21 protein-coding genes are annotated in these 21500 nt (G+C 65.1%); 7 read left to right on the top strand and 14 right to left on the bottom strand.

Annotated features, from left to right (window positions below; all coding sequences use genetic code 11):
- Positions 1–20 precede the first annotated feature (20 nt).
- From kdpB to ACTJKT_RS04795, 6 genes are all read right to left on the bottom strand, one after another.
- A complete protein-coding gene (gene kdpB / locus ACTJKT_RS04820; protein WP_440786367.1) occupies positions 21–2093 on the bottom strand; it encodes a potassium-transporting ATPase subunit KdpB in 2073 nt (690 codons plus the stop codon).
- Positions 2094–2104: 11 nt separating this feature from the next.
- Complete coding sequence (kdpC, locus tag ACTJKT_RS04815; RefSeq protein ID WP_440786366.1) at positions 2105–2806, bottom strand: K(+)-transporting ATPase subunit C; 702 nt, start codon at positions 2804–2806, stop codon at positions 2105–2107.
- Between the two features lie 10 nt (positions 2807–2816).
- Complete coding sequence (gene kdpA, locus ACTJKT_RS04810; RefSeq protein WP_440786365.1) at positions 2817–4523, bottom strand: potassium-transporting ATPase subunit KdpA; 1707 nt, start codon at positions 4521–4523, stop codon at positions 2817–2819.
- 168 nt (positions 4524–4691) lie between these two features.
- Positions 4692–4790 (bottom strand): K(+)-transporting ATPase subunit F, encoded by a 99-nt coding sequence (gene kdpF / locus ACTJKT_RS04805; protein WP_440786364.1) that lies wholly within the window; start codon positions 4788–4790, stop codon positions 4692–4694.
- Between the two features lie 265 nt (positions 4791–5055).
- Positions 5056–5544 (bottom strand): GyrI-like domain-containing protein, encoded by a 489-nt coding sequence (locus tag ACTJKT_RS04800; RefSeq protein WP_440786363.1) that lies wholly within the window; start codon positions 5542–5544, stop codon positions 5056–5058.
- Between the two features lie 65 nt (positions 5545–5609).
- Entirely contained in the window at positions 5610–6272 is a 663-nt protein-coding gene (locus ACTJKT_RS04795) for a LysE family translocator (RefSeq protein ID WP_007925134.1), read from the bottom strand.
- 256 nt (positions 6273–6528) lie between these two features.
- Between ACTJKT_RS04795 and alaC the strand changes: the two genes are divergently transcribed.
- On the top strand, positions 6529–7743 hold the full coding sequence (gene alaC, locus ACTJKT_RS04790) for an alanine transaminase (protein WP_440786362.1): 1215 nt from the start codon (positions 6529–6531) through the stop codon (positions 7741–7743).
- Positions 7744–7953: 210 nt separating this feature from the next.
- Here the strand turns inward: alaC and ACTJKT_RS04785 are convergent, their stop codons facing one another.
- Together ACTJKT_RS04785 and ACTJKT_RS04780 are read right to left on the bottom strand one after the other, a co-directional pair.
- On the bottom strand, positions 7954–9306 hold the full coding sequence (locus tag ACTJKT_RS04785) for a GntP family permease (RefSeq protein WP_440786361.1): 1353 nt from the start codon (positions 9304–9306) through the stop codon (positions 7954–7956).
- An 83-nt stretch (positions 9307–9389) separates the two neighbouring features.
- A complete protein-coding gene (locus ACTJKT_RS04780; RefSeq protein ID WP_025805807.1) occupies positions 9390–9923 on the bottom strand; it encodes a gluconokinase in 534 nt (177 codons plus the stop codon).
- Between the two features lie 215 nt (positions 9924–10138).
- On the opposite strand from ACTJKT_RS04780, the gene ACTJKT_RS04775 reads away from it, so the two are divergent.
- On the top strand, positions 10139–11170 hold the full coding sequence (locus tag ACTJKT_RS04775; RefSeq protein ID WP_440786585.1) for a LacI family DNA-binding transcriptional regulator: 1032 nt from the start codon (positions 10139–10141) through the stop codon (positions 11168–11170).
- 7 nt (positions 11171–11177) lie between these two features.
- Here ACTJKT_RS04775 and ACTJKT_RS04770 read toward each other — a convergent pair whose 3' ends face one another.
- Complete coding sequence (locus ACTJKT_RS04770; protein ID WP_440786360.1) at positions 11178–11795, bottom strand: LysE family transporter; 618 nt, start codon at positions 11793–11795, stop codon at positions 11178–11180.
- A gap of 66 nt (positions 11796–11861) precedes the next feature.
- On the opposite strand from ACTJKT_RS04770, the gene ACTJKT_RS04765 reads away from it, so the two are divergent.
- Complete coding sequence (locus ACTJKT_RS04765; RefSeq protein ID WP_440786359.1) at positions 11862–12824, top strand: LysR substrate-binding domain-containing protein; 963 nt, start codon at positions 11862–11864, stop codon at positions 12822–12824.
- A gap of 10 nt (positions 12825–12834) precedes the next feature.
- On the opposite strand, the gene ACTJKT_RS04760 is transcribed toward ACTJKT_RS04765, so the two are convergent.
- Complete coding sequence (locus ACTJKT_RS04760) at positions 12835–13758, bottom strand: LysR family transcriptional regulator (RefSeq protein ID WP_440786358.1); 924 nt, start codon at positions 13756–13758, stop codon at positions 12835–12837.
- A gap of 150 nt (positions 13759–13908) precedes the next feature.
- Here ACTJKT_RS04760 and ACTJKT_RS04755 point away from each other — a divergent pair, with 150 nt between their 5' ends.
- The 3 genes from ACTJKT_RS04755 (at position 13909) to ACTJKT_RS04745 (ending at position 15851) form a co-directional block, all read left to right on the top strand.
- A complete protein-coding gene (locus ACTJKT_RS04755; RefSeq protein ID WP_038634401.1) occupies positions 13909–14340 on the top strand; it encodes a PACE efflux transporter in 432 nt (143 codons plus the stop codon).
- A gap of 82 nt (positions 14341–14422) precedes the next feature.
- Positions 14423–15052 (top strand): glutathione S-transferase family protein, encoded by a 630-nt coding sequence (locus ACTJKT_RS04750; RefSeq protein ID WP_440786357.1) that lies wholly within the window; start codon positions 14423–14425, stop codon positions 15050–15052.
- Positions 15053–15341: 289 nt separating this feature from the next.
- Positions 15342–15851, top strand: coding sequence for a hypothetical protein (locus ACTJKT_RS04745; protein ID WP_440786356.1), 510 nt, complete (start codon positions 15342–15344; stop codon positions 15849–15851).
- 65 nt (positions 15852–15916) lie between these two features.
- On the opposite strand, the gene ACTJKT_RS04740 is transcribed toward ACTJKT_RS04745, so the two are convergent.
- Positions 15917–16789 (bottom strand): LysR family transcriptional regulator, encoded by an 873-nt coding sequence (locus ACTJKT_RS04740; RefSeq protein WP_440786355.1) that lies wholly within the window; start codon positions 16787–16789, stop codon positions 15917–15919.
- A gap of 96 nt (positions 16790–16885) precedes the next feature.
- Here ACTJKT_RS04740 and gstA point away from each other — a divergent pair, with 96 nt between their 5' ends.
- Positions 16886–17491, top strand: coding sequence for a glutathione transferase GstA (gstA, locus tag ACTJKT_RS04735; protein ID WP_440786354.1), 606 nt, complete (start codon positions 16886–16888; stop codon positions 17489–17491).
- Positions 17492–17789: 298 nt separating this feature from the next.
- Here the strand turns inward: gstA and ACTJKT_RS04730 are convergent, their stop codons facing one another.
- From ACTJKT_RS04730 to ACTJKT_RS04720, 3 genes are read right to left on the bottom strand one after another with little or no spacing between them, the layout of a single operon-like run.
- On the bottom strand, positions 17790–19268 hold the full coding sequence (locus tag ACTJKT_RS04730; protein WP_440786353.1) for an HAL/PAL/TAL family ammonia-lyase: 1479 nt from the start codon (positions 19266–19268) through the stop codon (positions 17790–17792).
- The gene (locus ACTJKT_RS04725) at positions 19265–20269 is read right to left on the bottom strand and encodes an ornithine cyclodeaminase family protein (protein WP_440786352.1); all 1005 of its coding nucleotides are present in this window, start codon (positions 20267–20269) and stop codon (positions 19265–19267) included. Before ACTJKT_RS04725 ends, ACTJKT_RS04730 begins: the two co-directional genes overlap by 4 nt.
- Positions 20270–20274: 5 nt before the next feature.
- Complete coding sequence (locus ACTJKT_RS04720; protein WP_440786351.1) at positions 20275–21204, bottom strand: aliphatic sulfonate ABC transporter substrate-binding protein; 930 nt, start codon at positions 21202–21204, stop codon at positions 20275–20277.
- Positions 21205–21500: the final 296 nt, after the last annotated feature.

Raw genomic sequence — 21500 nt, 5'->3', positions numbered from 1 at the left:
GCGCCGCGTCGTCAGTCCTTTCAAACCAGGCCGAGACCGGCCAGCAGCATGTCGATCAGCTTGATCCCGGCAAATGGCACCAGCACCCCGCCCAGGCCATAGATCAACAGGTTGCGGTTGAGCAGCGCCGCCGCGCCTATGGCCCGGTAGGACACGCCCTTGAGCGCCAGCGGAATCAGGCAGACGATGATCAGTGCATTAAAGATCACCGCACTGAGGATCGCCGAGTTCGGGCTGCTCAGGTGCATCACGTTGAGGGCAGCCAGTTGCGGGTAGGTGGCGACGAATGCGGCCGGTACGATAGCAAAATACTTGGCCACATCGTTGGCCACGCTGAAGGTGGTCAGGGCGCCGCGGGTCATCAGCATCTGTTTGCCGACTTCCACCACCTCGATCAGCTTGGTCGGGTTGCTGTCGAGGTCGACCATATTGCCCGCCTCCTTCGCCGCCTGGGTACCGCTGTTCATCGCCACCGCAACGTCGGCCTGGGCCAGCGCCGGGGCGTCGTTGGTGCCGTCGCCGGTCATGGCCACCAGCTTGCCCTGGGCCTGGTAGTCGCGGATCAGTTGCAGCTTGTCCTCCGGCCGGGCTTCGGCGAGAAAGTCATCGACCCCGGCTTCCACGGCGATGGCCGCCGCGGTGAGACGGTTGTCGCCGGTGATCATCACGGTCTTGATGCCCATGCGCCGCAACTCGGCAAAACGCTCCTTGATCCCACCCTTGACCACGTCCTTGAGTTCCACCACCCCCAGGGCCTGGGCACCGTCGGACACCACCAACGGCGTGCTGCCACGGCGCGACACTTCGTCGACCTTGGCCTGCAGGGCGGGCGGGAAGCTGCCGCCCAGGGCCTCGACATGCCGGCGCACGGCGTCCGCCGCGCCCTTGCGGATGCTGCGGCCTTGCGGCAGGTCGACGCCACTCATCCGGGTCTGGGCGGTGAAATGCACAAAGCTTGCTCCCAGGCCATGAATGTCCCGGCCGCGGATGTCGAACTTGTGCTTGGCCAGCACCACGATGCTGCGCCCCTCCGGGGTTTCGTCGGCCAGGGAAGCCAGTTGCGCGGCATCCGCCAGCTCGGCCTCCTTGACCCCGGGCGCCGGCAGAAAGGCGCAGGCCTGGCGGTTGCCCAGGGTGATGGTGCCGGTCTTGTCCAGCAGCAGCACGTCCACATCCCCCGCGGCCTCCACGGCACGCCCGGAGGTGGCGATCACGTTGGCGGACATCATCCGGCTCATGCCCGCCACGCCGATGGCCGACAGCAGGCCGCCGATGGTGGTGGGGATCAGGCACACCAGCAAAGCCACCAGCACCGTGGCGCTGACCACGCTGCCGGTACTGCTCATGACCACGGCGAAGATCGAGTAGGGGCTCAGGGTGACGATCACCAGCAGGAACAACAGGGTCAGCCCCACCAGCAGGATGGTCAGCGCCACTTCGTTCGGTGTCTTCTGCCGCTTGGCCGACTCCACCATGGAAATCATCCGGTCGAGGAACGACTCCCCCGGATTGACGCTGATACGCACCACCAGCCAGTCCGACAGCACCCGGGTGCCGCCGGTGACCGAGGAGAAATCGCCACCGGCCTCGCGAATCACCGGTGCCGATTCACCGGTGATGGCGCTTTCGTCCACCGAGGCCACGCCCTCGATCACCACCCCATCCAGCGGTACCAGGTCTCCGGCTTCGATCAGCACCACGGCGTCCTTGCGCAGTTCGCTGGCGGCCATGGGCAACCAGGCGGCGCCGTACTTGGGCTGTTGCAGCAGCTTGGCCAGGGTCTGGCGTTTCATCCCCCGCAGGCTGGCGGCCTGGGCCCGGCTGCGGCCCTCGGCCAGGGCTTCGGCGAAGTTGGCGAACAGCACGGTAAACCACAGCCAGAGGCTGATACTGAGGATGAAGCCACTGGGGGCTTCGCCCTCGCCACTCAGGGACTGGAACCACAACAGGGTAGTCAGCAGGCTGCCCAGGTAGACCACGAACATCACCGGGTTCTTTAACTGCGCCTGGGGCAACAATTTCTTGAAGGCGTCCAGGCAGGCCGTGAGCAACAACCCACGGTCGAACAAAGGCAAACGGGCTTTATTACTCATGGGGGTGTCTCTTACTCACTGACCGCAAGGGGCGACTGGCGCACCGGTGCCAGGGCATCCAGCGCGAGGTTGAGTTTCAGTACATTGACCCGGGGCTCGCCGAGCAGGCCCAGGGTGCGACCTTCGGTGTGGGCTTGCAGGAGCTTGCTCAGCTCGGCTTCGGGCAACTGGCGCAGACGGGCGACGCGGGCCAGTTGCAGTTGGGCGTTGGCCACCGAGATATGCGGATCCAACCCCGAGGCCGAAGCGGTCACCGCATCCACCGGCACCTGGGTGTCGGCAGTCAGGCCATTGAGCTGGCGATAGGCGTCGACCCGCGCCGCCACGCTGTCGATCAGCTTCTGGCTGGTGGGCCCCAGGTTGCTGGCGCCACTGGAGCCGGCGTTGTACGGCTGCGGCACGCTTTTGCTCGGGTCCAGCGGATCGGCGCCCAGAGTCATGCTCGGTCGGCCCTGGAAATACTCGGGCCGGGTGAAGTGCTGGCCGATCACCGCCGACCCCACCAGCAGGCCGTCACGTTCCACCAGGCTGCCCTGGGCCTGGAAGGGAAACAGCAGGTTGGCCACCAGGGTGGTGAACAGCGGATAGGCCAGGCCAGTCAGCAGCATGAACAGCGCCGCCGCCACCAGCACCGGACGCAGCAGGCCCCTGAACAGCGGCTGCGGCCGCACCTGGAACTGAGCCTGGGATTGAGTGTGCGCTTTGCTTGTCATTACAGCCCCCTCACTTGTATGTCTGGCCGGCCAGCAACTGCAGTTGCTCCACCAGCGGGCCGAGCGCGAGCGCCGGCAGGAAAGTCAGGCCACCGACCACCAGCACCACGAACACCAGCAGGAACATGAACAGTGGCGTCGCGGTCGGAATGGTGCCGGCACCGGCCGGTGTGTTCTTTTTCGCCGCCAGGGAGCCGGCCACCGCCAGCATCGGCAGCATGGTGAAGAAGCGCCCCAGGAGCATGGCCAGGCCAATGGTGGTGTTGAAGAACGGCGTGTTGGCATTCAGCCCGGCGAACGCCGAACCGTTGTTCGCGGTGCCCGAGGCGTAGGCGTAGAGCACCTCGCTGAAACCGTGGGGCCCCAGGTTGTTGAGGCTGTTCAGGGTGTCCGGCCAGAGTGCCGCCAGGGCGGTGAAGCCAAGAATGCTGAAGGGGTGCGCCAGCACCGAGAGCATCACCAGCTTGATCTCCCGGGCCTCGATCTTCTTGCCGAGGAATTCCGGGCTGCGACCGATCATCATCCCCACCAGGAACACCGTCAGCAGGGCGTACTGGATCAGGTTGATAAAGCCCACGCCGTCACCGCCGAACACGCAGTTGAGCATCATCTGCGCCAGAGGCACGAAGCCGCCCATGGGGGTCAGGGAGTCATGCATGGCGTTGACCGAACCTGTGGTGGCGGCGGTGGTGGTGGTGACGAACAGGCTGGTGTCGGCGATGCCGAAGCGCAGTTCCTTGCCCTCCATGTTGCCGCCGCTCTGGCTGGCCGACAGCACCTGGTCGGCGCCGGCCCGGGTCAGCAGCGGGTTGCCGCTCTGCTCGGCGGTAAAGACGATGCTGAGAAAGCCGATGAACATCACCAGGAAGGTACCGAAGAACACCCAGCCCTGCCGCCGGCGCAGCAGCATGCTGCCAAAGGTGTAGGTCAGTGCCGAAGGGATCAGCAACATGCTGAGGATATGCAGGACGTTGGTCAGCGGCGTCGGGTTCTCGAACGGATGCGCGGCGTTCATGCTGAAGAAGCCACCGCCGTTGGTGCCGATGTGCTTGATCGACTCGAAGCTCGCCACCGCGCCGACGATCAACTGTTGCTGGGCGCCTTCCAGGGTGGTGGCCAGGGCCTGGGAGTACAGGGTCTGCGGCATGCCTTGCCAGACATAGACCAGCGCCATGGCGAAGCACAGCGGCAGCATCACGCGATACAGGGTGCGGGTGAAGTCGACCCAGTAGTTGCCGATGTCCGCCGCACTGGAACGGCTCAGGCCGCGGATGAAGCCGGCGGCCGCCACCACGCCGGCCGTGGCGCCGACGAACATCAGGAAGGTGATCGCCGCCATCTGGCTGAAGTTGGACAGGCTGGTTTCGCCCCCATAGGCCTGCCAGTTGGTGTTGGTGATAAAGGACGCGGCGGTGTTGAACGCCAGGTCCGGGCTCTGCGGCGCCAGCCCCAGCGGGTTGAGCGGCATCACGCCCTGCAGGCGCAGGATCAGGTAGCCCAGCAGCATCATCGCCGCGTTGGACAGCAGCAGCGCCGAGCCATAACGGGCCCAGCCCATGGTTTGCGTGGGGTCGATCCCCAGCAGCCGGTAAGTGGCGCGCTCGGGCAAGGCGTGCCCCTGCCCGGTGAAGACCCGGGCCAGCCACTTGCCCATCAGCACCGCCAGCCCGGTCATCAGGCCGAGAATCAGTGCGAATTCCAGCATAGTGCTCAACATGTCGATGCTCCGTTCAAATCTTGCCCATGGCGACGATGACCATGGCTGTCACGACAAAAAACACCAGGGTCACCCCTACGAAGATCAGGTCGTACATGGCCGATTTCCTTTCTCAAGACAGCCCGAGCGGGCCGATAAAAGACGTCTGTGCCGCCACCTCGGCGAACATCAGAAGCGCTCTGCGCGGATCAGGGCGTACCCCAGGTAGGCGAACAACAGGGCGGCGCAACAGCCGCTGGCGACGTAGATGAAATCGAGTGTTAACAAGACAGCTCCCCTTGACTGAACGAAAGGCCCTGAGGGTCTGGCGACGGGATATCCGGCGACAGTCCGACAAGGCGGGCCCGGCATCCGTGATCGGACGCCAGCAGGGAGTTTTCGTCGGGCGCATCGGCTGATGACCCGCTCTCCTCTGCGCCTCGCAGGTTAGGTGAGCGGGTATCAAGGTCGGGCACTGATTACGGGGGGCGGTATTAAGACGGCATATAGATTGGCCGCAACGAGGGGGGCAAGCCCCCCTGATGGAGAGGTATCAGGCCTCTTTGAGGGGCAGCCAGATTTCCAGCACGCCCTGGCCGGTGTCGGGGTTGAAGTCGGCGCTGTAGCGTTCGAATTCCGGCGCATCGGCGGCTTCGCGCCCGGACTGTGGCAGCCAGGTTTTCCAGATGTACTCAAAGGTCTGCGGCAGGCTCGCAAGCGGCCCCTGGTGCTCGAACACCGCGTAGTGCTGCGGCGGCACCTCGACCCAGCGGTACAACTCGGGCAAGTCGTCGAGCTTGCTGATCTCGACCCCGGCGATGTACTCGAAGCCGCCCTTGCCGTCGGGGTTGCAGCAGAGGCCGTAGGTCACCTCCCCCACCTGGCCGGGGACCTTGCCGAGATGGGGGATGAAGCGCTCCCAGAGTTCAGGAATGCGCTGCGTCGTCTCGGGAGTGAAACGCCCGCCGAGACCGGCAATCAGCAGAAAGTGCCCCTTCTCGAAGCGCGGCACCGGCCCGCTGACCTGTTTTTGCTCATCCATGATGCGACTCCTGCCTGAAAAATGGGTTCGGCAGGGAGTATAGAGGCCAAAGCCGAATCGCTGGGTCAGAGCGCGGGAAGTTCCGCGACCGCCGCGCCGACGATGAACTCCTGGTAACCGGATAAAATCACGTAGACCGCGAAATAGCAGAAGATCGCCGCAGATGCCAGGTAGGAGTAGCGCAACAACTTGTCCCCCAGCAGCTTGCCGCCCTGGGTCGCGGCAAAGCACAGGCCCACGACCCAGGCCAGCCCGGCGCAGAAGAAACCGCTGAGGAACAGCCCGGAACTGAGCAGGTCGCCGCCACCGGAACGGGCAATCAGGGTACCGCCCACCGCGGCGAACCAGAGGATCGCGCTGGGGGACGACATGGCCAGGAAAATGCCGCGGAAAAACTCCTTGCGCGGCGAACCGTTGTCCACCTCGCCGGCCTCGGCCAGCACCGCACTATGGTGGATCGCCGAATAGATCATCTTCGCCGCGAAATACACCAGCAGCGCCGACCCGCCGATCCACAACACCCAGCGCACCGCCTCGTACTGCAGCAGCACGGTCATGCCGGCCAGCGCCAGCACGGCGTAGACCAGGTCGCCGACACAGGTGCCCAGGCCCAGGCAGAACCCCTGGAAGTAGCCACGCTGCATGGCCAGGGTAATCATCGCGATATTGGCCACGCCTATGTCCAGGCACAGCGAAAGGCTCAGCAGAAAGCCGCTGGTAAACTCCATCATTCATCCTGTTCGATGCGGTTGTTCGAGTGGGGGGTATTTAACGCGGGCGGGCCCGGCGAACACAATGCACAGGCTGCGAATCCAGCCACGAGGATGCAAATCCCTGTCCAGGCAGCGCCGCTGCCGGCGAAAAAAATAGTTGCCTCCCCCCTCTGGACAGCCTGGCGCCACAGCCCTTATCGTCTGCCCCCAGGCCACCGCAGTGGCCGACGTCGCTCGGACGGTTCCGGGCGCTCACGTACTCGAGGCAACAATGGCCGAACAAGGTTCGCCGCGCCGCTTTGCGCGCATAGATCGACTCCCCCCCTACGTATTCAATATCACTGCCGAGCTGAAGATGGCTGCGCGTCGGCGCGGCGAAGACATCATCGACTTGAGCATGGGTAACCCCGACGGTGCGACTCCGCCGCACATCGTCGAGAAACTGGTCACCGTCGCCCAGCGCGAAGACACCCACGGCTACTCCACCTCCAAGGGTATTCCGCGTCTGCGCCGGGCCATTTCGCGCTGGTACAAGGATCGCTACGAGGTCGATATCGACCCGGAAAGCGAAGCCATCGTCACCATCGGTTCCAAGGAAGGCCTGGCGCACCTGATGCTCGCCACCCTGGACCAGGGCGACACCGTGCTGGTGCCCAACCCGAGCTACCCGATCCACATCTACGGCGCGGTGATCGCCGGCGCCCAGGTGCGTTCGGTGCCGCTGGTGCCGGGCGTGGACTTCTTCGACGAACTGGAACGGGCCATCCGCGGCTCGATCCCAAAACCAAAGATGATGATCCTCGGCTTCCCGTCCAACCCTACCGCGCAGTGCGTCGAGCTGGATTTCTTCGAGCGGGTGATCGCCCTGGCCAAGCAGTACGACGTGCTGGTGATCCACGACCTGGCCTACGCCGACATCGTCTACGACGGCTGGAAAGCCCCGTCGATCATGCAGGTGCCGGGCGCCAAGGACATCGCGGTGGAGTTCTTCACCCTGTCCAAGAGCTACAACATGGCCGGCTGGCGCATCGGCTTCATGGTCGGCAACCCGGAGCTGGTCAGCGCCCTGGCGCGGATCAAGAGCTACCACGACTACGGCACCTTCACCCCGCTGCAGGTGGCGGCCATCGCCGCGCTGGAAGGCGACCAGCAGTGCGTGAAAGACATCGCCGAGCAGTACCGCCAGCGCCGCAATGTGCTGGTCAAGGGCCTGCATGAGCTGGGCTGGATGGTCGAGAACCCCAAGGCGTCGATGTATGTCTGGGCGAAGATTCCCGAGGCCTACGCGCACCTGGGCTCGCTGGAGTTCGCCAAGAAGCTGCTGGCCGAGGCCAAGGTCTGCGTCTCGCCTGGGGTGGGTTTTGGCGAGTACGGCGACGACCATGTGCGCTTCGCCCTGATCGAAAACCAGGATCGCATCCGCCAGGCCGTGCGCGGTATCCGCGGCATGTTCCGCGCCGACGGGCTGGTGCAGAAAGGCGCCTGATCCAGAGCGCTACATCCGGCGCGGCTTCTGTAGGAGCCAAGCTTGCTGGCGATACGGGCGACGGGGTGAATCAGGCGAATCGCCATCGCGGGCAAGCCTCGCTCCTACAGACGAGCAGGCACAAAAAAACCGCAGCGATGCGGTTTTTTTGTGCCTGTCTGCCGTGTAGNCGTGCCGGCCGATCGCAGCCTTCGGCAGCGGCTACAGGGGTCACACCACCAGCGACAACAGTAGGATAAAGATCAGGCCCACCACCGAGAGGATGGTTTCCATCGCGGTCCAGGTCTTGAAGGTTTCCGCCACGGTCATGTTGAAGTACTGCTTCACCAGCCAGAAACCGGCGTCGTTGACGTGGGACAGGATCAGGGAACCGGCACCGGTGGCCAGCACCAGCAGCTCGCGGTTCACCCCTGGGATCATGCCGACTACCGGCACCACGATACCCGCGCCAGTGATAGTCGCCACGGTCGCCGAACCGGTGGCGATGCGAATCACCGCCGCTACCAGCCAGGCCAGGAGGATCGGCGAGATCTGCGCGTTGACCGCCATGTGGCCGATCACGTCACCCACGCCGCTGGTCACCAGCATCTGCTTGAAGCCACCGCCGGCACCGATGATCAGGATGATCGCCGCGGTCGGCGCCAGGCTGGCGTCGAGCAGCTTGAGGATCTGCTTGGAGCCGATGCCCTGGCGCGAGCCGAAGGTGTAGAGCGACAGCAGCAGAGCCAGCAGCAGTGCGCTGATCGGGTGACCGATCATGTCCATCCAGATGCGGAAGAAATGCCCGTCCGGGAAGGCCACGTCGGCGAAGGTCTTGAGCAGCATCAGGAACACCGGCAGCAGCACGGTCAGCAGGGTCACGCTGAAGCTCGGCAGGTTGGCCGAGGTGTTCTCGCGCGCCAGCTGGTCCACCAGCTCCTGGGACGGATGACCCGGGATGTGCTTGGCGATGAAGGTGCCGTAGATCGGACCGGCGATGATCGCGGTCGGCAGGGCCACGATCAGGCCGTAGAGAATGGTCTTGCCGATGTCGGCGCCAAACACGCCGATGGCCAGCAGCGGGCCCGGATGCGGCGGCACCAGGCCGTGCACCGCGGACAGGCCGGCCAGCAGCGGGATACCGATCTTGATGATCGACACGCCGGTGCGCCGGGCGACGATGAACACCAGCGGGATCAGCAGCACGAAGCCGATCTCGAAGAACAGCGGGATGCCCACCAGGAACGCGGCGAACATCATCGCCCACTGTACCCGCTCCTTGCCGAACGAGCGGATCAGGGTCTGGGCGATCTGATCCGCGCCACCGGATTCGGCCATCATTTTGCCGAGCATGGTACCCAGCGCGAGGATGATCCCGACGAAACCGAGTACACCACCGAAGCCGTCCTGGAACGCCTTGATGATCTTGTCCACCGGCATGCCCGAAGTCAGGCCGAGGAAACCCGCGGCGATGGTCAGGGCGATGAAGGGATGCAGCTTGAATCGGGTGATCAGCACGATCAGCCCGATAATGGTGACCACTGCGTCTAGCAGCAGATAGGTCTCTTGGGACATGCCAAACATGGGGTTGCCTCCGGTTTGTTGTTTTTATTCAAGCGTTAAAAACGTGAGCCGAGTGGGATAGCGCTATCTGTGTGAACCGAAGCTTATCGGGATGGGTCCAGCCCGTGCTCCAGCCACCAGCCATGGGCCTGTTCGGCCAGCCGGTCAACGCTGTGGATGGTGGCGTCCAATGCCAGGGTCAGGGGTTCGCCCACGGGAGATTCGAGGGTGGCGAACTGACTGTCGATCAGGGTCGAAGGCATGAAATGCCCCGGACGGTGGGCCACGCGATCGGCGGCCACCTGTGGTGTCAATTGCAGGAAAACGAAGCCCAGGCCGGGCGTGGCGCTGCGCAGGCGGTCGCGGTACTTGCGCTTGAGCGCCGAGCAGGTCAGCACCGGACGCTGTCCGGCGGCCAGGGCACGACGCAACTCGTCGCACAGGCTGTCGAGCCAGCCGGCACGGTCGTCGTCGTTCAGGGGAATACCGGCACTCATCTTGGCGATATTGGCGGCAGGGTGGAACGTATCGCCTTCAATGGCCGTGGCGCCGCTGCGCTGGCACAGCGCTTCACTGACGCTGGACTTGCCGCAGCCGGCAACGCCCATGATGACCAGGGCGGTGATGGGTTGACTCATGTAACACCTCAGCGCGCAGACAGCGCTACCTTCGCTCTTGAAAACGCTAGTGCAAAAATAGTTTATGCCGACGCCTTCTTGTCATTTTTGTGGGTTGCCGCGTATATAGGCCGCGAAACCAAAGAGTGCGGGTCAGGCCGACCGCGCTCACGCATTGCAGCTGTTTCGAGACAGCGCTACCTTAGTGACTTGAATTTTGTTTGGCAAGCCGTCTGATGACCTCCTCCAAGAACGATAAAAATACCCGCACCACGGGGCGCCCTACCCTCAACGAAGTCGCGCGTCTGGCTGGCGTCAGCCCGATCACCGCCTCGCGAGCCCTGCGCGGCATCGACACGGTGGCCACCGAACTGGTGGAAAAGGTGCGCAAGGCCGCCAGCGAACTCAACTACGTGGTCAACCCCGCCGCTCGCGCCCTGGCCTCGGCCCAGAGCCATTCGGTGGTGGTGCTGGTGCCGTCGCTGTCCAACCTGCTGTTCATCGAGACCCTGGAAGCCATTCATCAGGTGCTGCGGCCCAAGGGCTTCGAAGTGCTGATCGGCAACTTCCACTATTCCCGCGACGAAGAAGAAAACCTGCTGCGCAACTACATGGCCTACCAGCCACGAGGTTTGCTGCTGACCGGCTTCGACCGGACCGAAAGCGCCCGACGGATGGTCGAAGCCAGCAACGTTCCCTGCGTCTACATGATGGACCTCAACCCCGAGGCCGGCCTGAACTGCGTGGGCTTCTCCCAGCACAACGCCGGGGAAACCGCCGCCGAGCACCTGATTTCCCGCGGCCGCAAGCGCCTGGCCTACATAGGCGCCCAGCTCGACCAGCGCACCCTGATGCGCGGCGAAGGTTTCCGCCGTGGCCTGGAGAAAGCCGGGCTGTACGACCCGAAACTGGAAGTCCTCACTCCGCGCCCCTCGTCGGTGGGCCTGGGCGGCGAGCTGTTCCTGCAACTGATGCACAGCCACCCGGACGTCGACGCGATCTTCTTCGGCAACGACGACCTGGCCCACGGCGCCCTGCTGGAAGCCATGCGCTGCGGCATCAGGATCCCCGAGCAAGTGGCGGTGATGGGCTTCAACGACCTGCCCGCCTCGGCGCACATGGTGCCGCGCCTGAGCAGCATCAGCACCCCGCGCGAAGCCATCGGCCGCCGCGCCGCGGAACAACTGCTGACCCTGATGGCCGGCAACAGCGTGGCCAAGCCGGTGGTGGACATGGGCTTCGAACTGAAGGTGCGCGAAAGCACCTGAGCCACATTCAGGAACGCAGGCTCAGGGCGCTGAGCAGTACGCCGAAGCCCACCAGCAGAACGCCGAACAGCTGGTCGATACGCCGCTTGTAAGCCATGAGCCGGGCCCGGATGCCCGGCGTCGAGAAGAACAGCGCCACCGCCACGAACCACAGCACATGGGCCAGGACAATGATCGCGCCATAGCCGATCTGCACACCCGGCGCGGTCCCCGGCTGCATCACCTGCATGAACAGGCTGACCACAAAAATCATGGTCTTGGGGTTCAGCGCATTGGTCAAAAAGCCGGTGCGCAGCGCCGCCCATGCCGAAACCCGCGGCGCATCCACCGCCACCTCCTCCTCGACTGCGCGAGTGCGCAGCATCCGGATACCGAGATAAACCAGGTACAGCGCCCCGGCGATCTTCAACGCGCTGAACAGCAGCAGCGATTCCTTGACCAGCAGGCCGACGCCAAACAGCGTGTAGCCGATATGCAGCATCACCCCGAGCCCGATCCCCAGCGCCGTGAACACCCCATGCCGGCGTGACAGCACCAGGCTGTTGCGGGTGACCATGGCGAAATCCGGCCCCGGGCTGAGCACCGCCAGCACAGTGATGGTGATTACCACTAACAGTTCAGTCATTTTCAAACGCCTTGGCTATAGAATCCGGCCCATACTTTATGGGCACGAACCCTCACAGAGCGAACGATGAAAACTGACATTCTCAGTGATAAAAACTCACAGACAGCCAATCGCCGCCTGCCGCCCCTCAGCGCCCTGCGCTGTTTCGAGGCCGCCGCTCGCCTGGAGAGTTTCACCCGCGCCGGCGAAGCCCTGCACCTGACCCACGGCGCCATCAGCCGTGCCGTGCGCGCCCTGGAAGAAGACCTCGGCACGCAGTTGTTCGAACGTCGCAGCCACCGGGTATTTCTCACCGAGGCCGGCCGCGAATTACTGCACAGCGTGGAAAATGCCTTCGACCTGATCGACGCCGCCGCCCGCAAACTGCGAACACCGGGCAAGGCCGCGGCCCTGGTGCTGTCCTGCGAACCGACCCTGCTGATGCGCTGGCTGATTCCCCGGATCCCGGCATTCTTCGCCGCTCATCCGGATATCCCCCTGCAACTGGTGGCCGGCGGCGGGCCCTTCGCTTTTGCTCAAGGCATCGACCTGGCGATCCGCCGCAACGACTTTCCCTGGCAGCCGCAAACCCATGCGCAGTGGCTGTTCGACGAAGCCATCGGCCCGGTATGTCGCCCGGAACAGGCCACCCGCTGGGCAGGCAATGCAGCAGGCACGGCCCAGTTATCGAGCACTGCCCCGCGCCTGCACAGTGCGACCCGGGCGCAGGCCTGGGAGCAATGGTTGACCCTCAAGGGAATGGAACAGGCGCCGGGCAAGGAGCAGGTCTTCGAGCATTTCTACTTCAGCCTGCAAGCGGCGGTCGCCGGGTTGGGACTGGCGATCGCGCCCTGGCAGCTAGTGCGCGACGACCTGGAGTCGGGCCTGCTGGTCGCGCCTTTCGGCTTTATCGCCGACGGCAGCGCGTATTACCTGTTGTCACCCGAGGCGATCGACCCGGACTCACCCGTCGCCCGCTTACTGGATTGGCTGCGCCACCAGGCGCTGCCGGGCAGCGAGCCGCACGACGCCACCCGCCCAGGCACATGAGCGGACGCGCCTACGGCCTCACCTCTGCATGCACCTCCGGGGCCAGCGCCGGGTCCTGCCCCCCAAGCAATTGCACGAAAGCCTGGGCGGCCTTTTGCAGCGGCTGGTTCTTCAGCCATACCGCGTGCACCGGCAGCAGCAGGCCGTTGTCGATGTTCTTGAAGGTCAGGCGCTTGAACCTTCCGGCCTTGAGCAAGGGCTCGATCACCGACAGCGGGAAATTGCCCCAGCCAATGCCAGACTCGACCATGTCCAGGGCCATGGCCAGGCTGTCGGTGCGCCAGTAGGACTCGGCGATCAGTGGCCGGGTGTCGCGGATCGGCAGATCGCGACTGGCGACCACCACCTGGCGGACGTTGACCAGTTCCTCCAGATAGAGGGTGGCGTCCGGCGCCTCGGGTAAGGGATGGCGCGCGGAAATGCAGGCGATCATCCGTTCGCTGCCGACATACTGGAAATACTCCAGCACGTTCAGGCTGAGCCCGGCGAAGGCCACGCCGACCGCGATCCGGCCACTGTGCAGCAACTGCAACACATCGTCCTGGGGCGCGCTCAGCACCTCGATATCGAGCAAGGGATGGCGCTCGGCGATCAGCTTGATCGCCGCCAGCACCCGGGATTTGTCGATGTCCTCGACCACGCCGATGGACAGCCGGCTTTCCAGCCCCAGGGACAGTTCCACCGCATGCACCTGCAGGTGCTTGAGCTGCTCGGCGATCAGCCGCGCGTGGGGCGCCAGGGCGTTGGCCATGGCGGTGGGCACCGGCTCGCGATGGCTGCGATCGAACAAGGGGTAGCCCAGTTCCGCCTCGAGGTTGGCGATGCCCATGCTCACCGCCGACGGCACCTTGCCCAGGGCCCGGGCCGCCGCGGAAAACGAACCGCGCTCGAGCACGGCGAGAAACAACTGGATGCTGTCGCTGGAGAAATTCATGGGGGTGCCTGCCTATTGACTCTTATCTATCAGAAAACCTGAAAGCTTCTGACTTTTTCTGTCAGGCATATTGAAGCTATCTTGCGCCGCATTCGCCAGCCATTCCTGCAAAAGGACTGGCCCGGGCCAACGAACGTGGAGGAAAAAAGCATGCAAGGCATCAAGCGCAAACTGGTTTACGTGTCACTGTTCGAGGTGTTCGGCATGACTTTCTCGGCCCTGGGCCTGGCCTTGCTGTCCGGCACCTCACCGAGCAGCACCGGCCCGCTGGCGGTGGTGATCACCAGCATCGCGGTGACCTGGAACTTCATCTACACCAGCCTGTTCGAACGCTGGGAAAGCCGCCAGGTCTCACGGACCCGCACGGTCAAGCGGCGGATCGCCCACGCCGTGGGTTTCCAGCTGACGCTGATCCTGTTCCTGATTCCGTTGATCGCCTGGTGGATGCATATCAGCCTGGTCCAGGCCTTCCTGCTGGACCTGGCGCTGATCCTGTTCATCCCCTGCTACACCTTCGTCTTCAACTGGCTGTTCGACCGGGTCTTCGGCCTGCCGACGTCGGCCCTGCCGGATCCGGCCTGAGGCCAAGGCGCAAATCGATATCGCCGAAGGCCGACACCGCTGTTAGATTTCCAGGGCCCTTCATCCGCCAAGGAAAGCCTACATGGGAACCCTGAGAATTCTCGGTAAAGCCTCGTCGATCAACGTCAGAAAAGTGCTGTGGACCTGCGAGGAACTGGGCCTGCCCTACGAACGCGAGGATTGGGGCAGCGGCTTCCAGTCGACCCACACAGCGGAGTTTCTCAAGCTCAACCCCAACGCCCAGGTGCCGGTGCTGATCGATGATGCTGGCGCGCTCTGGGAATCCAACAGCATCTGCCGGTACCTGACCAGCAAGGTCGCCGGGCAACGGCTGCTGCCCGGCGAGCCTCGGGCCCGGGCGCTGGTGGAGCAATGGATGGACTGGCAGGCCACGGAACTCAACCCCGCGTGGAGCTACGCCTTCGTTGCCCTGGTCCGGCAGAACCCGGACTTCCAGGACCCGCAGCGGATCGCCGCCGGCATTCGCGGCTGGAACGACAAGATGGCCCTGCTCGAACAGCAACTGGCGAGCACCGGCGCCTATGTGCTCGGCACGCAGTTCAGCCTGGCCGATATCGTCCTCGGGCTGTCGGTGCATCGCTGGAGCATGGCGCCCATCGAGCATCCGGACTTCCCCGCCGTCACCGCCTACTACCAACGCCTCAGCGAGCGTCCGGCCTTCCTGCTGCATGGACGCAACGGCATTCCCTGAATCGTCTCTTGCTTCTGTAGGAGCGAGGCTTGCCCGCGATGGCGTCCGTAATCCCAACACCGTTTNCGGTGCCTGTCATGGCCCTATCGCGGGCAAGCCTCGCTCCTACGGAAGATGGGTGTCCAGCGTTGACCGGTCGCCGCTGGCCGCATGCGGCAAAGCTTGTCCGCCACCGGTCGCCCGCCTTGCCGGGCGAGCAGCGCCAAAACCCCATTACAGGGGGCTGCGGGGCGGCGGCATGCAAATTGCTGCGCAGCCTGCGATAGCCCTTACACACAGGTACCCAATCATGTTGGTCAGTGCCCAGAAAACCTCGGCGATCCAGCCCACCCAGCGGTCCGACATGGACCCGACCACCGCGGCCGCCAGCGCGCTGTACAGCGGTTTGATGCAGAACGTGCAGAACGCGGCAAACAACCAGATATCCCAGGCCGTGCAGCAGGCCAGCAACACAGTCAGCGACAATGTCGCGGCGGCTTTCGCCAAGACCCGCGTGCTGCTCCAGGCCACCCCGCCGACCGCCAGCACCGCGCAGGCCAACAGCGCCACCCAGAGTTCGGCCCTGGACGAGTTCAAGGACTACATGAGCAAGTCCCCTGAGCAGCGCATGCGCGACCGCATCCTCGAAGAGATGGGCATTACCGAGGAAGACCTGAAAAACATGCCGCCAGCGAAACAGCAGGCGGTGGCTCAGGAAATTGCCCAGCGGGTCCAGGACAAGCTGAAGCTGGCGCAAGTCGAGAAGGACGCCAGCGGCGTCGATAAGCAAGTCACCGACAAGTTCCTCGCGGCGCTTTAAAGCAGCCAGTCGAAACAGGGTTCCCACGGGAACCCTTTTTCATGGGGCGCCTTGAGCGGCTGCGCTCAGCCCTGGGCCAGCATATCGAGCAAGGCCCGCAGCGCCGGCGACGGCTCGCTGCCCTCGGCCAGCACCAGGGCAAAGGTGCGCGGGATCGGCACGTCCAACGGCAGCACGCACAACCCATGGCGTTGCTCCGGCAAGGTCATCTGCGGCACCAGGGTCAGCCCCACCTGCTCGCGGACCAGGGTGAAGGCGCTGCTCCACTCCCGCACCTCGACCCGCACATCCTCCAGCTCCAGGCCGGCATCCGCCGCCAGGCTGCGAGCATTCACCGAGCAGCCGCCGGTGGCCAGCACGAAGGGTTGGCTCACCAGTTCCTGCAAGGTCACGCCCTGCTCCTGACCGCGGCGCGCCAGGGCATGCCCAGCCGGCAGCACCGCCACCCAGGCATCGCGTCCCAGCAGGCCGACGCTGCGCTCGGGCGCAGGATTGAGCAGCACCCCGACATCGATCAATCGCGCTTCGAGCAAGGCCTCGACCTCGTCGTCGCTGACCTCCAGCGCCACCACCTGGATCCCCGGATACAGCTGCTTGAAGCGCCGTAGCAGCGGCGGCAGGAAAGTCGCCAGCACCATGGGGAAACTCGCCAGGCGAATGGTGCCGCGCTGAATGTCCCGGCAGGCGTCCGCGGTGTCGCGGATGTTCTGCAACGCCGCGAGCATCAGCCGCGCCTGTTCGACCACCTGTTCGCCGACGGCAGTGGGCAGGGTCTGGCGGTTCTCCCGGGTGAACAGCTGCACGCCCAGGCTGTCTTCGAGCAGCGCCAGGGCCTGGCTGGCGCCGGACTGGGTCATGCCGACCCGCTCGGCGGCGCGGGTGATGTTGCCGGTATCCGCCACGGCCACCAGCATGCGCCAGTGCATCAGGTTCATCATGGCAGTAGCTGTCCTTATGGGAGTTTTCTGGAAGATTAATTTTACTGATAGCAAGGCGGACTATGACACTGATCGCCCCCCTCTGGAGAGCCCTCGATGAACCTGTATTTCTCGCCCAACGCCTGCTCGCTGGCCCCGCATATCGTACTGCGCGAACTGGCCCTGCCGTTCAACCTGGTCCGGGTCGACAACCGCAACAAGACCACGGCCGACGGCGCCGACTTCCTGGCGATCAATCCCAAGGGGTATGTGGCGGCGCTGGAGCTGGAGGACGGCCAGGTGCTGACCGAAGGGCCGGCGATCCTGCAATACCTGGCCGACCTCAAGCCGCACGCGGGCCTGGCGCCGGCCAACGGCAGCTGGCAGCGAGTGCGGCTGCAGGAGATGCTCAACTTCGTCTCCAGCGAGATCCATGGCGGTCTCGGCTGGCTGTTCAACAGCGAGTTTCCCGAAGCGACCCAGGCGCTGATCCGGCAGAAACTGTTCAAGCGCCTGGCGCTGCTGGACCGCACCCTGGAGCAGCAGAACTACCTGCTGGGCGAAGCCTTCGGCGTCGCCGACGCCTACCTGTTCACCGTGCTGCGCTGGACCGCCGGCTTTGCCATCGACCTGGAACAATGGCCGGCGCTGGCACGCTTCCAGGCCCGCATCGCCCAGCGCGAAGCGGTGCAAGCGGCACTCACGGCCGAGACAGCCCTGTAGGAGCGAGGTAGCCCAAGATCGCGATCGCCCTGATAAACCCCGTCGCCTGCATCGCCAGCAAGCTTGGCTCCTACAGAAGAGCCCCCACCACGCCTCTGTAGGAGCGAGGCTTGCCCGCGATGGCGATCGCCCTGACACACCGCGCCGCTCGCATCGCCAGCAAGCTTGGCTCCTACAGAAGCAAAAGCCCCCACCACGCCTCTGTAGGAGCGAGGCTTGCCCGCGATAGCGATCGCCCTGACACACCGCGCCGCCCGCATCGCCAGCAAGCTTGGCTCCTACAGAAGCAGAAGCCCGTTCAACCCAACCCTCCGCGCTCGATAAACCCGGTCAACGCCAACACATCCACCGAACCCGGCCGATCCTGATCGAGAAAGGCCACCTGGCTGCGTACCGCGCGGTGGATGCGGGCGCTGCCGACGCCCAGTTGCAAGGGCCCGCGCAGGTCGATGGCCTGGGCCGCGACTATCAGTTCGATGCTCGCCAGCCAGGCCAGGCGCTGGGTCAGTTGCCGGTTTTTCTCGATCACCGCCAAAGCCTGGCCGGCGTAGTCTTCGACCCGATCGGCCACCGGCACGCAGACCGCCGGCAGCGGATTGGCCAGATGGCCGATCTCCGCCAGCAGCGCCGCGGCACTGCGTTGCAAGGCGGCCATGCCGACATGCCCGGGTCGCTCGATAAGAAAGCGCGGCAGCTCGCTGGACGCCGGCGACAGCAGCTTGGCGATGCGCTCGGCGGAACAGGCGGCGACCCGGCTCAAAGCCAGCCCCAGGCCCTCCCCCGCCAGCGCCAGGTGGGTGCTGTCGAAATTGGCGGTGGCCAGGACCTGGCGCTGCTCGTCGATCAATGCCGGGTTGTCGGCGCCGCTGGCCAGTTCCACCTGCAGATGCTCGCGCAGTTGCGCCCAGGCCTGTCGCGCCGCGCCCTGCACCACGCCGGCACAACGAAAGCTCAAGGGATCCTGCAAGCGCCGGGCGCTGTCGGGCTGGCGTAGCTGGCTGCCCTCCAGCAAGTCCAGCAGCGCCGCCGACTGCTCGGCCTGGCCCGCCGCCGGACGCAGGCGTGAAGCCCAGGGCTGGAACGGGCTGAGGTTGGCCCGATAGCCTTCACAGGACAGCGCCAGCGCCGCCAGCAGGCTGTCCAGGGCCTGGTCGGCCTCGGCCAGCAACAGGGCGCCCAAACCAATGCTCGCGGCATTCGCCGAGACCAGCGCCAGGCCGTCCTTGTCCACCAGCCGCGCCGGTTGCAGGCCACTGCGCTGCAAGGCTTCCCGCGCCGGCAGCCGCTCGCCGCGCCAATGCACCCAGCCCTCGCCGATCAGCGCCAGGCTCAGGTGCGCCAAGGGCGCCAGATCGCTTTCCCCCAGGGAGCCAAGCAAGGGCACCTCGGGTTCGATCCCGGCGTTGAGCAAGGCCAGCAAACTGTCGGCGCTGGCCTGGGAGATCCCCGAGCGGCCCTGGGCCAGCCCGGCCAGGCGCGCGGCAATTATCGCCCGCAGTTCAGGCCGGGTGGCCAGGCGCCCGATGCCCACGGCGCGGCCCAGGGGGATCCGCCGTTGCAGGTCGTGGTCCGGCTGGGTCAGGGTCAGATCCACCGCCGCGCCGAGGCCGGTGGTCACGCCGTAGATGGCGTCGCCCGCGGCCATCCGTTCCCGCAACAACCCATGGCCGGCGGCGATCCGTTGCCGGGCGTCCGGGGTGAGTTGCAGCGCCGCATCTTCGCGGGCAATGCGCAGCAGGTCGGCCAGCGCCAGGCCCTGCGGGCCCAGATCGATCATGCGAAACGCAGCCGCTGGCCGATGCCCAGGCGCCGGGCCTTTTGCAGCAGGGCATGGCCCAGGGCGATATCACTGAGGCTCAGGCCGCGGTGCCAGAACAGGATGGTTTCCTCGGGGTGCTGTCGACCGCTGCGCTGGCCCGCGACTATCTGCCCGAGCTCGGCATGCAGGGTCTGCTCACTGAGTTTTCCGGCCTCGACGTGGGCCCGCAGCGCACCGAACATCCCGCCCTTGCACTGGCCCCAATCGTCCACCACCAGCTTGTCCATGATGTCGGTCAGCGACAGCTCCACCGCGCTCATGGTGCCGTAGGGCACGACAAAGGCACCGGGCTTGATCCATTCGGTGCGCAGCAGCGGTTCGGGCTGATTCAACCGCGACGCCTCGACCACAATGTCCGCGCCGCGCACCGCGCGCTCCCAGTCGTGGGTGACGATCACCGGCTTGCCCAGGTCGCGGCGCAGGCGTTCGGCAAAGGCCTCGCGGCTGTCTTCGCGACGCGAGTGCACGCGGATTTCCTCGAAGTCGAACAGGTGGTCCAGCAGCCGCACGTTCCAGTACGCCGTGCCGCGAGCGCCGATATGGGCCAGCACCCTGCTGTCCGGGCGGGCCAGGTACTTGGCGCCGATGGCGGTGATCGCGCCGGTGCGCATATCGGTGATCGCCGAGGCGTCGAGGATCGCCTGGGGCACGCCGGTGGCCGGGTCCAGCAGGTTGAGGATCGCCAGTTCCGACGGCAGGCCCTGGCGGTAGTTGTCGACGAAGTCGCCCACCACCTTGACCCCGGCGTGGCCGATGTCGCCACCGAGCACCCCGCGCAGCACATTGAAATGGCCGTTGATGCCGCCCCCGGGAATCAGGTGGGTGCGCGGCTCGATCACCGCTTCACCACGGCCCTGGAGCGCCAGGCTGGCTTCGATGGCGGCGAGGATTTCGTCGTTGCTCAGGGCCAGCTCGGCGATGTCCAGGCCGTTGAGAAAATCGATATAGATGGGTTGCATGGGGCTCACTCGCTCTTGAACACGACTTGTTCGATCCGCACCGCCTTGGGGATCAGGTGGTTGGCGAGGAACAGGTCGGCGGTGCGTTGCTGGCTGGCCACGACCCGGGCATCGATGCCCTGCAAGGGCGAGCGCGAACGATGGCTGAAGTAGCTTTCCACCACCGGCCGTTGCAGACCGAGGACGCGCGTCATGCTGTCGATGCTGGCGTCGCGCTGGTCGAAGGACAGCTGCTGGGCCGCGCCGAAGGCCTTGAGAATGGGCGCCACGGCAGCGCCGTGCTGACGCACGAAAGCACCGCTGGCGATGTAGAAGCTGCCGCCGGAATCCAGGCCCTGGCCGTCGCTGAGCAGGCGTGCGCTGCCGTCGAGCAGGGCCGCCGAATAGTAGGGATCCCAGATCACCCAGGCGTCCAGCTTGCCCTGCTCGAAGGCCGCGCGGGCGTCGGCCGGCGACAGGTACACCAGATTCACGTCACTGAGCTTCAGGCCGGCGCGCTGCAGGCTCTTGAGGAAGAAATTGTGCGTGCTGGAACCCTTGAGCAGCGCCACCCGCTTGCCCTTGAGATCGGCCAGGCTCTGCGCCTGGCTGTTCTTGGGCAGCAGGATGGCTTCGGTCTTGCCGTCGCTGGGCTCGACGCCGATGTACTGCAGGTCGATCCCCGCGGCCTGGGCGAAGATCGGCGGGATGTCGCCGATATTGCCCACATCCACGCTGCCGCCGTTCAGCGCCTCGATCAGTTGCGGACCGCCGGGGAATTCGATCCATTGCACCTGGGTGCCCGGCAAGGCTTTCTCCAGCAACTGGTGCTCGCGGGCCAGGACCATGCTCACCGAGCTTTTCTGATAGCCGATGCGCAATTGCCCAGGTTCGGCGGCCAGGGCCAGCGCAGCGCAGAGCGATAACAACAAAGTGACGACAAATCCCTTGAACATCGATGACTCCCAAACCAATTGAAAACACTGTCGGCCATGACGGCCTCATCGCCGGCAAGCCTGGCTCCTGCAGCAGCCAGGAACGCCGCAGGCCAATGTAGGAGCGAGGCTTGCCCGCGATAGCGATCCCCCTGACCCACCCCGCCGCCTGCATCGCGCGCAAGCTGCGCTCCTACAGAAGCGCTACTGCGCCAGGCGCAAGTCCGCATCGCCGGCAAGCCTGGCTCCTACAGAAGCCAGAAACGCTGCAGGCCAATGTAGGAGCGAGGCTTGCCCGCGATAGCGATCCCCCTGAC

Origin of the sequence: Pseudomonas sp. 22526 (assembly GCF_052044735.1) — a bacterium.
Classification (GTDB): domain Bacteria; phylum Pseudomonadota; class Gammaproteobacteria; order Pseudomonadales; family Pseudomonadaceae; genus Aquipseudomonas; species Aquipseudomonas piscium.
Note: the sequence above shows the minus strand (reverse complement) of the source record. Positions and strands in the feature narration are given on the sequence as shown.

Coding starts and splice junctions, on each gene's coding strand:
- kdpB (WP_440786367.1), bottom strand. CDS start 2,093: ATGAGTAATAAAGCCCGTTTGCCTTTGTTCGACCGTGGGTTGTTGCTC.
- kdpC (WP_440786366.1), bottom strand. CDS start 2,806: ATGACAAGCAAAGCGCACACTCAATCCCAGGCTCAGTTCCAGGTGCGG.
- kdpA (WP_440786365.1), bottom strand. CDS start 4,523: ATGTTGAGCACTATGCTGGAATTCGCACTGATTCTCGGCCTGATGACC.
- ACTJKT_RS04800 (WP_440786363.1), bottom strand. CDS start 5,544: ATGGATGAGCAAAAACAGGTCAGCGGGCCGGTGCCGCGCTTCGAGAAG.
- ACTJKT_RS04795 (WP_007925134.1), bottom strand. CDS start 6,272: ATGGAGTTTACCAGCGGCTTTCTGCTGAGCCTTTCGCTGTGCCTGGAC.
- alaC (WP_440786362.1), top strand. CDS start 6,529: ATGGCCGAACAAGGTTCGCCGCGCCGCTTTGCGCGCATAGATCGACTC.
- ACTJKT_RS04785 (WP_440786361.1), bottom strand. CDS start 9,306: ATGTTTGGCATGTCCCAAGAGACCTATCTGCTGCTAGACGCAGTGGTC.
- ACTJKT_RS04780 (WP_025805807.1), bottom strand. CDS start 9,923: ATGAGTCAACCCATCACCGCCCTGGTCATCATGGGCGTTGCCGGCTGC.
- ACTJKT_RS04775 (WP_440786585.1), top strand. CDS start 10,139: ATGACCTCCTCCAAGAACGATAAAAATACCCGCACCACGGGGCGCCCT.
- ACTJKT_RS04770 (WP_440786360.1), bottom strand. CDS start 11,795: ATGACTGAACTGTTAGTGGTAATCACCATCACTGTGCTGGCGGTGCTC.
- ACTJKT_RS04765 (WP_440786359.1), top strand. CDS start 11,862: ATGAAAACTGACATTCTCAGTGATAAAAACTCACAGACAGCCAATCGC.
- ACTJKT_RS04760 (WP_440786358.1), bottom strand. CDS start 13,758: ATGAATTTCTCCAGCGACAGCATCCAGTTGTTTCTCGCCGTGCTCGAG.
- ACTJKT_RS04755 (WP_038634401.1), top strand. CDS start 13,909: ATGCAAGGCATCAAGCGCAAACTGGTTTACGTGTCACTGTTCGAGGTG.
- ACTJKT_RS04750 (WP_440786357.1), top strand. CDS start 14,423: ATGGGAACCCTGAGAATTCTCGGTAAAGCCTCGTCGATCAACGTCAGA.
- ACTJKT_RS04745 (WP_440786356.1), top strand. CDS start 15,342: ATGTTGGTCAGTGCCCAGAAAACCTCGGCGATCCAGCCCACCCAGCGG.
- ACTJKT_RS04740 (WP_440786355.1), bottom strand. CDS start 16,789: ATGATGAACCTGATGCACTGGCGCATGCTGGTGGCCGTGGCGGATACC.
- gstA (WP_440786354.1), top strand. CDS start 16,886: ATGAACCTGTATTTCTCGCCCAACGCCTGCTCGCTGGCCCCGCATATC.
- ACTJKT_RS04730 (WP_440786353.1), bottom strand. CDS start 19,268: ATGATCGATCTGGGCCCGCAGGGCCTGGCGCTGGCCGACCTGCTGCGC.
- ACTJKT_RS04725 (WP_440786352.1), bottom strand. CDS start 20,269: ATGCAACCCATCTATATCGATTTTCTCAACGGCCTGGACATCGCCGAG.
- ACTJKT_RS04720 (WP_440786351.1), bottom strand. CDS start 21,204: ATGTTCAAGGGATTTGTCGTCACTTTGTTGTTATCGCTCTGCGCTGCG.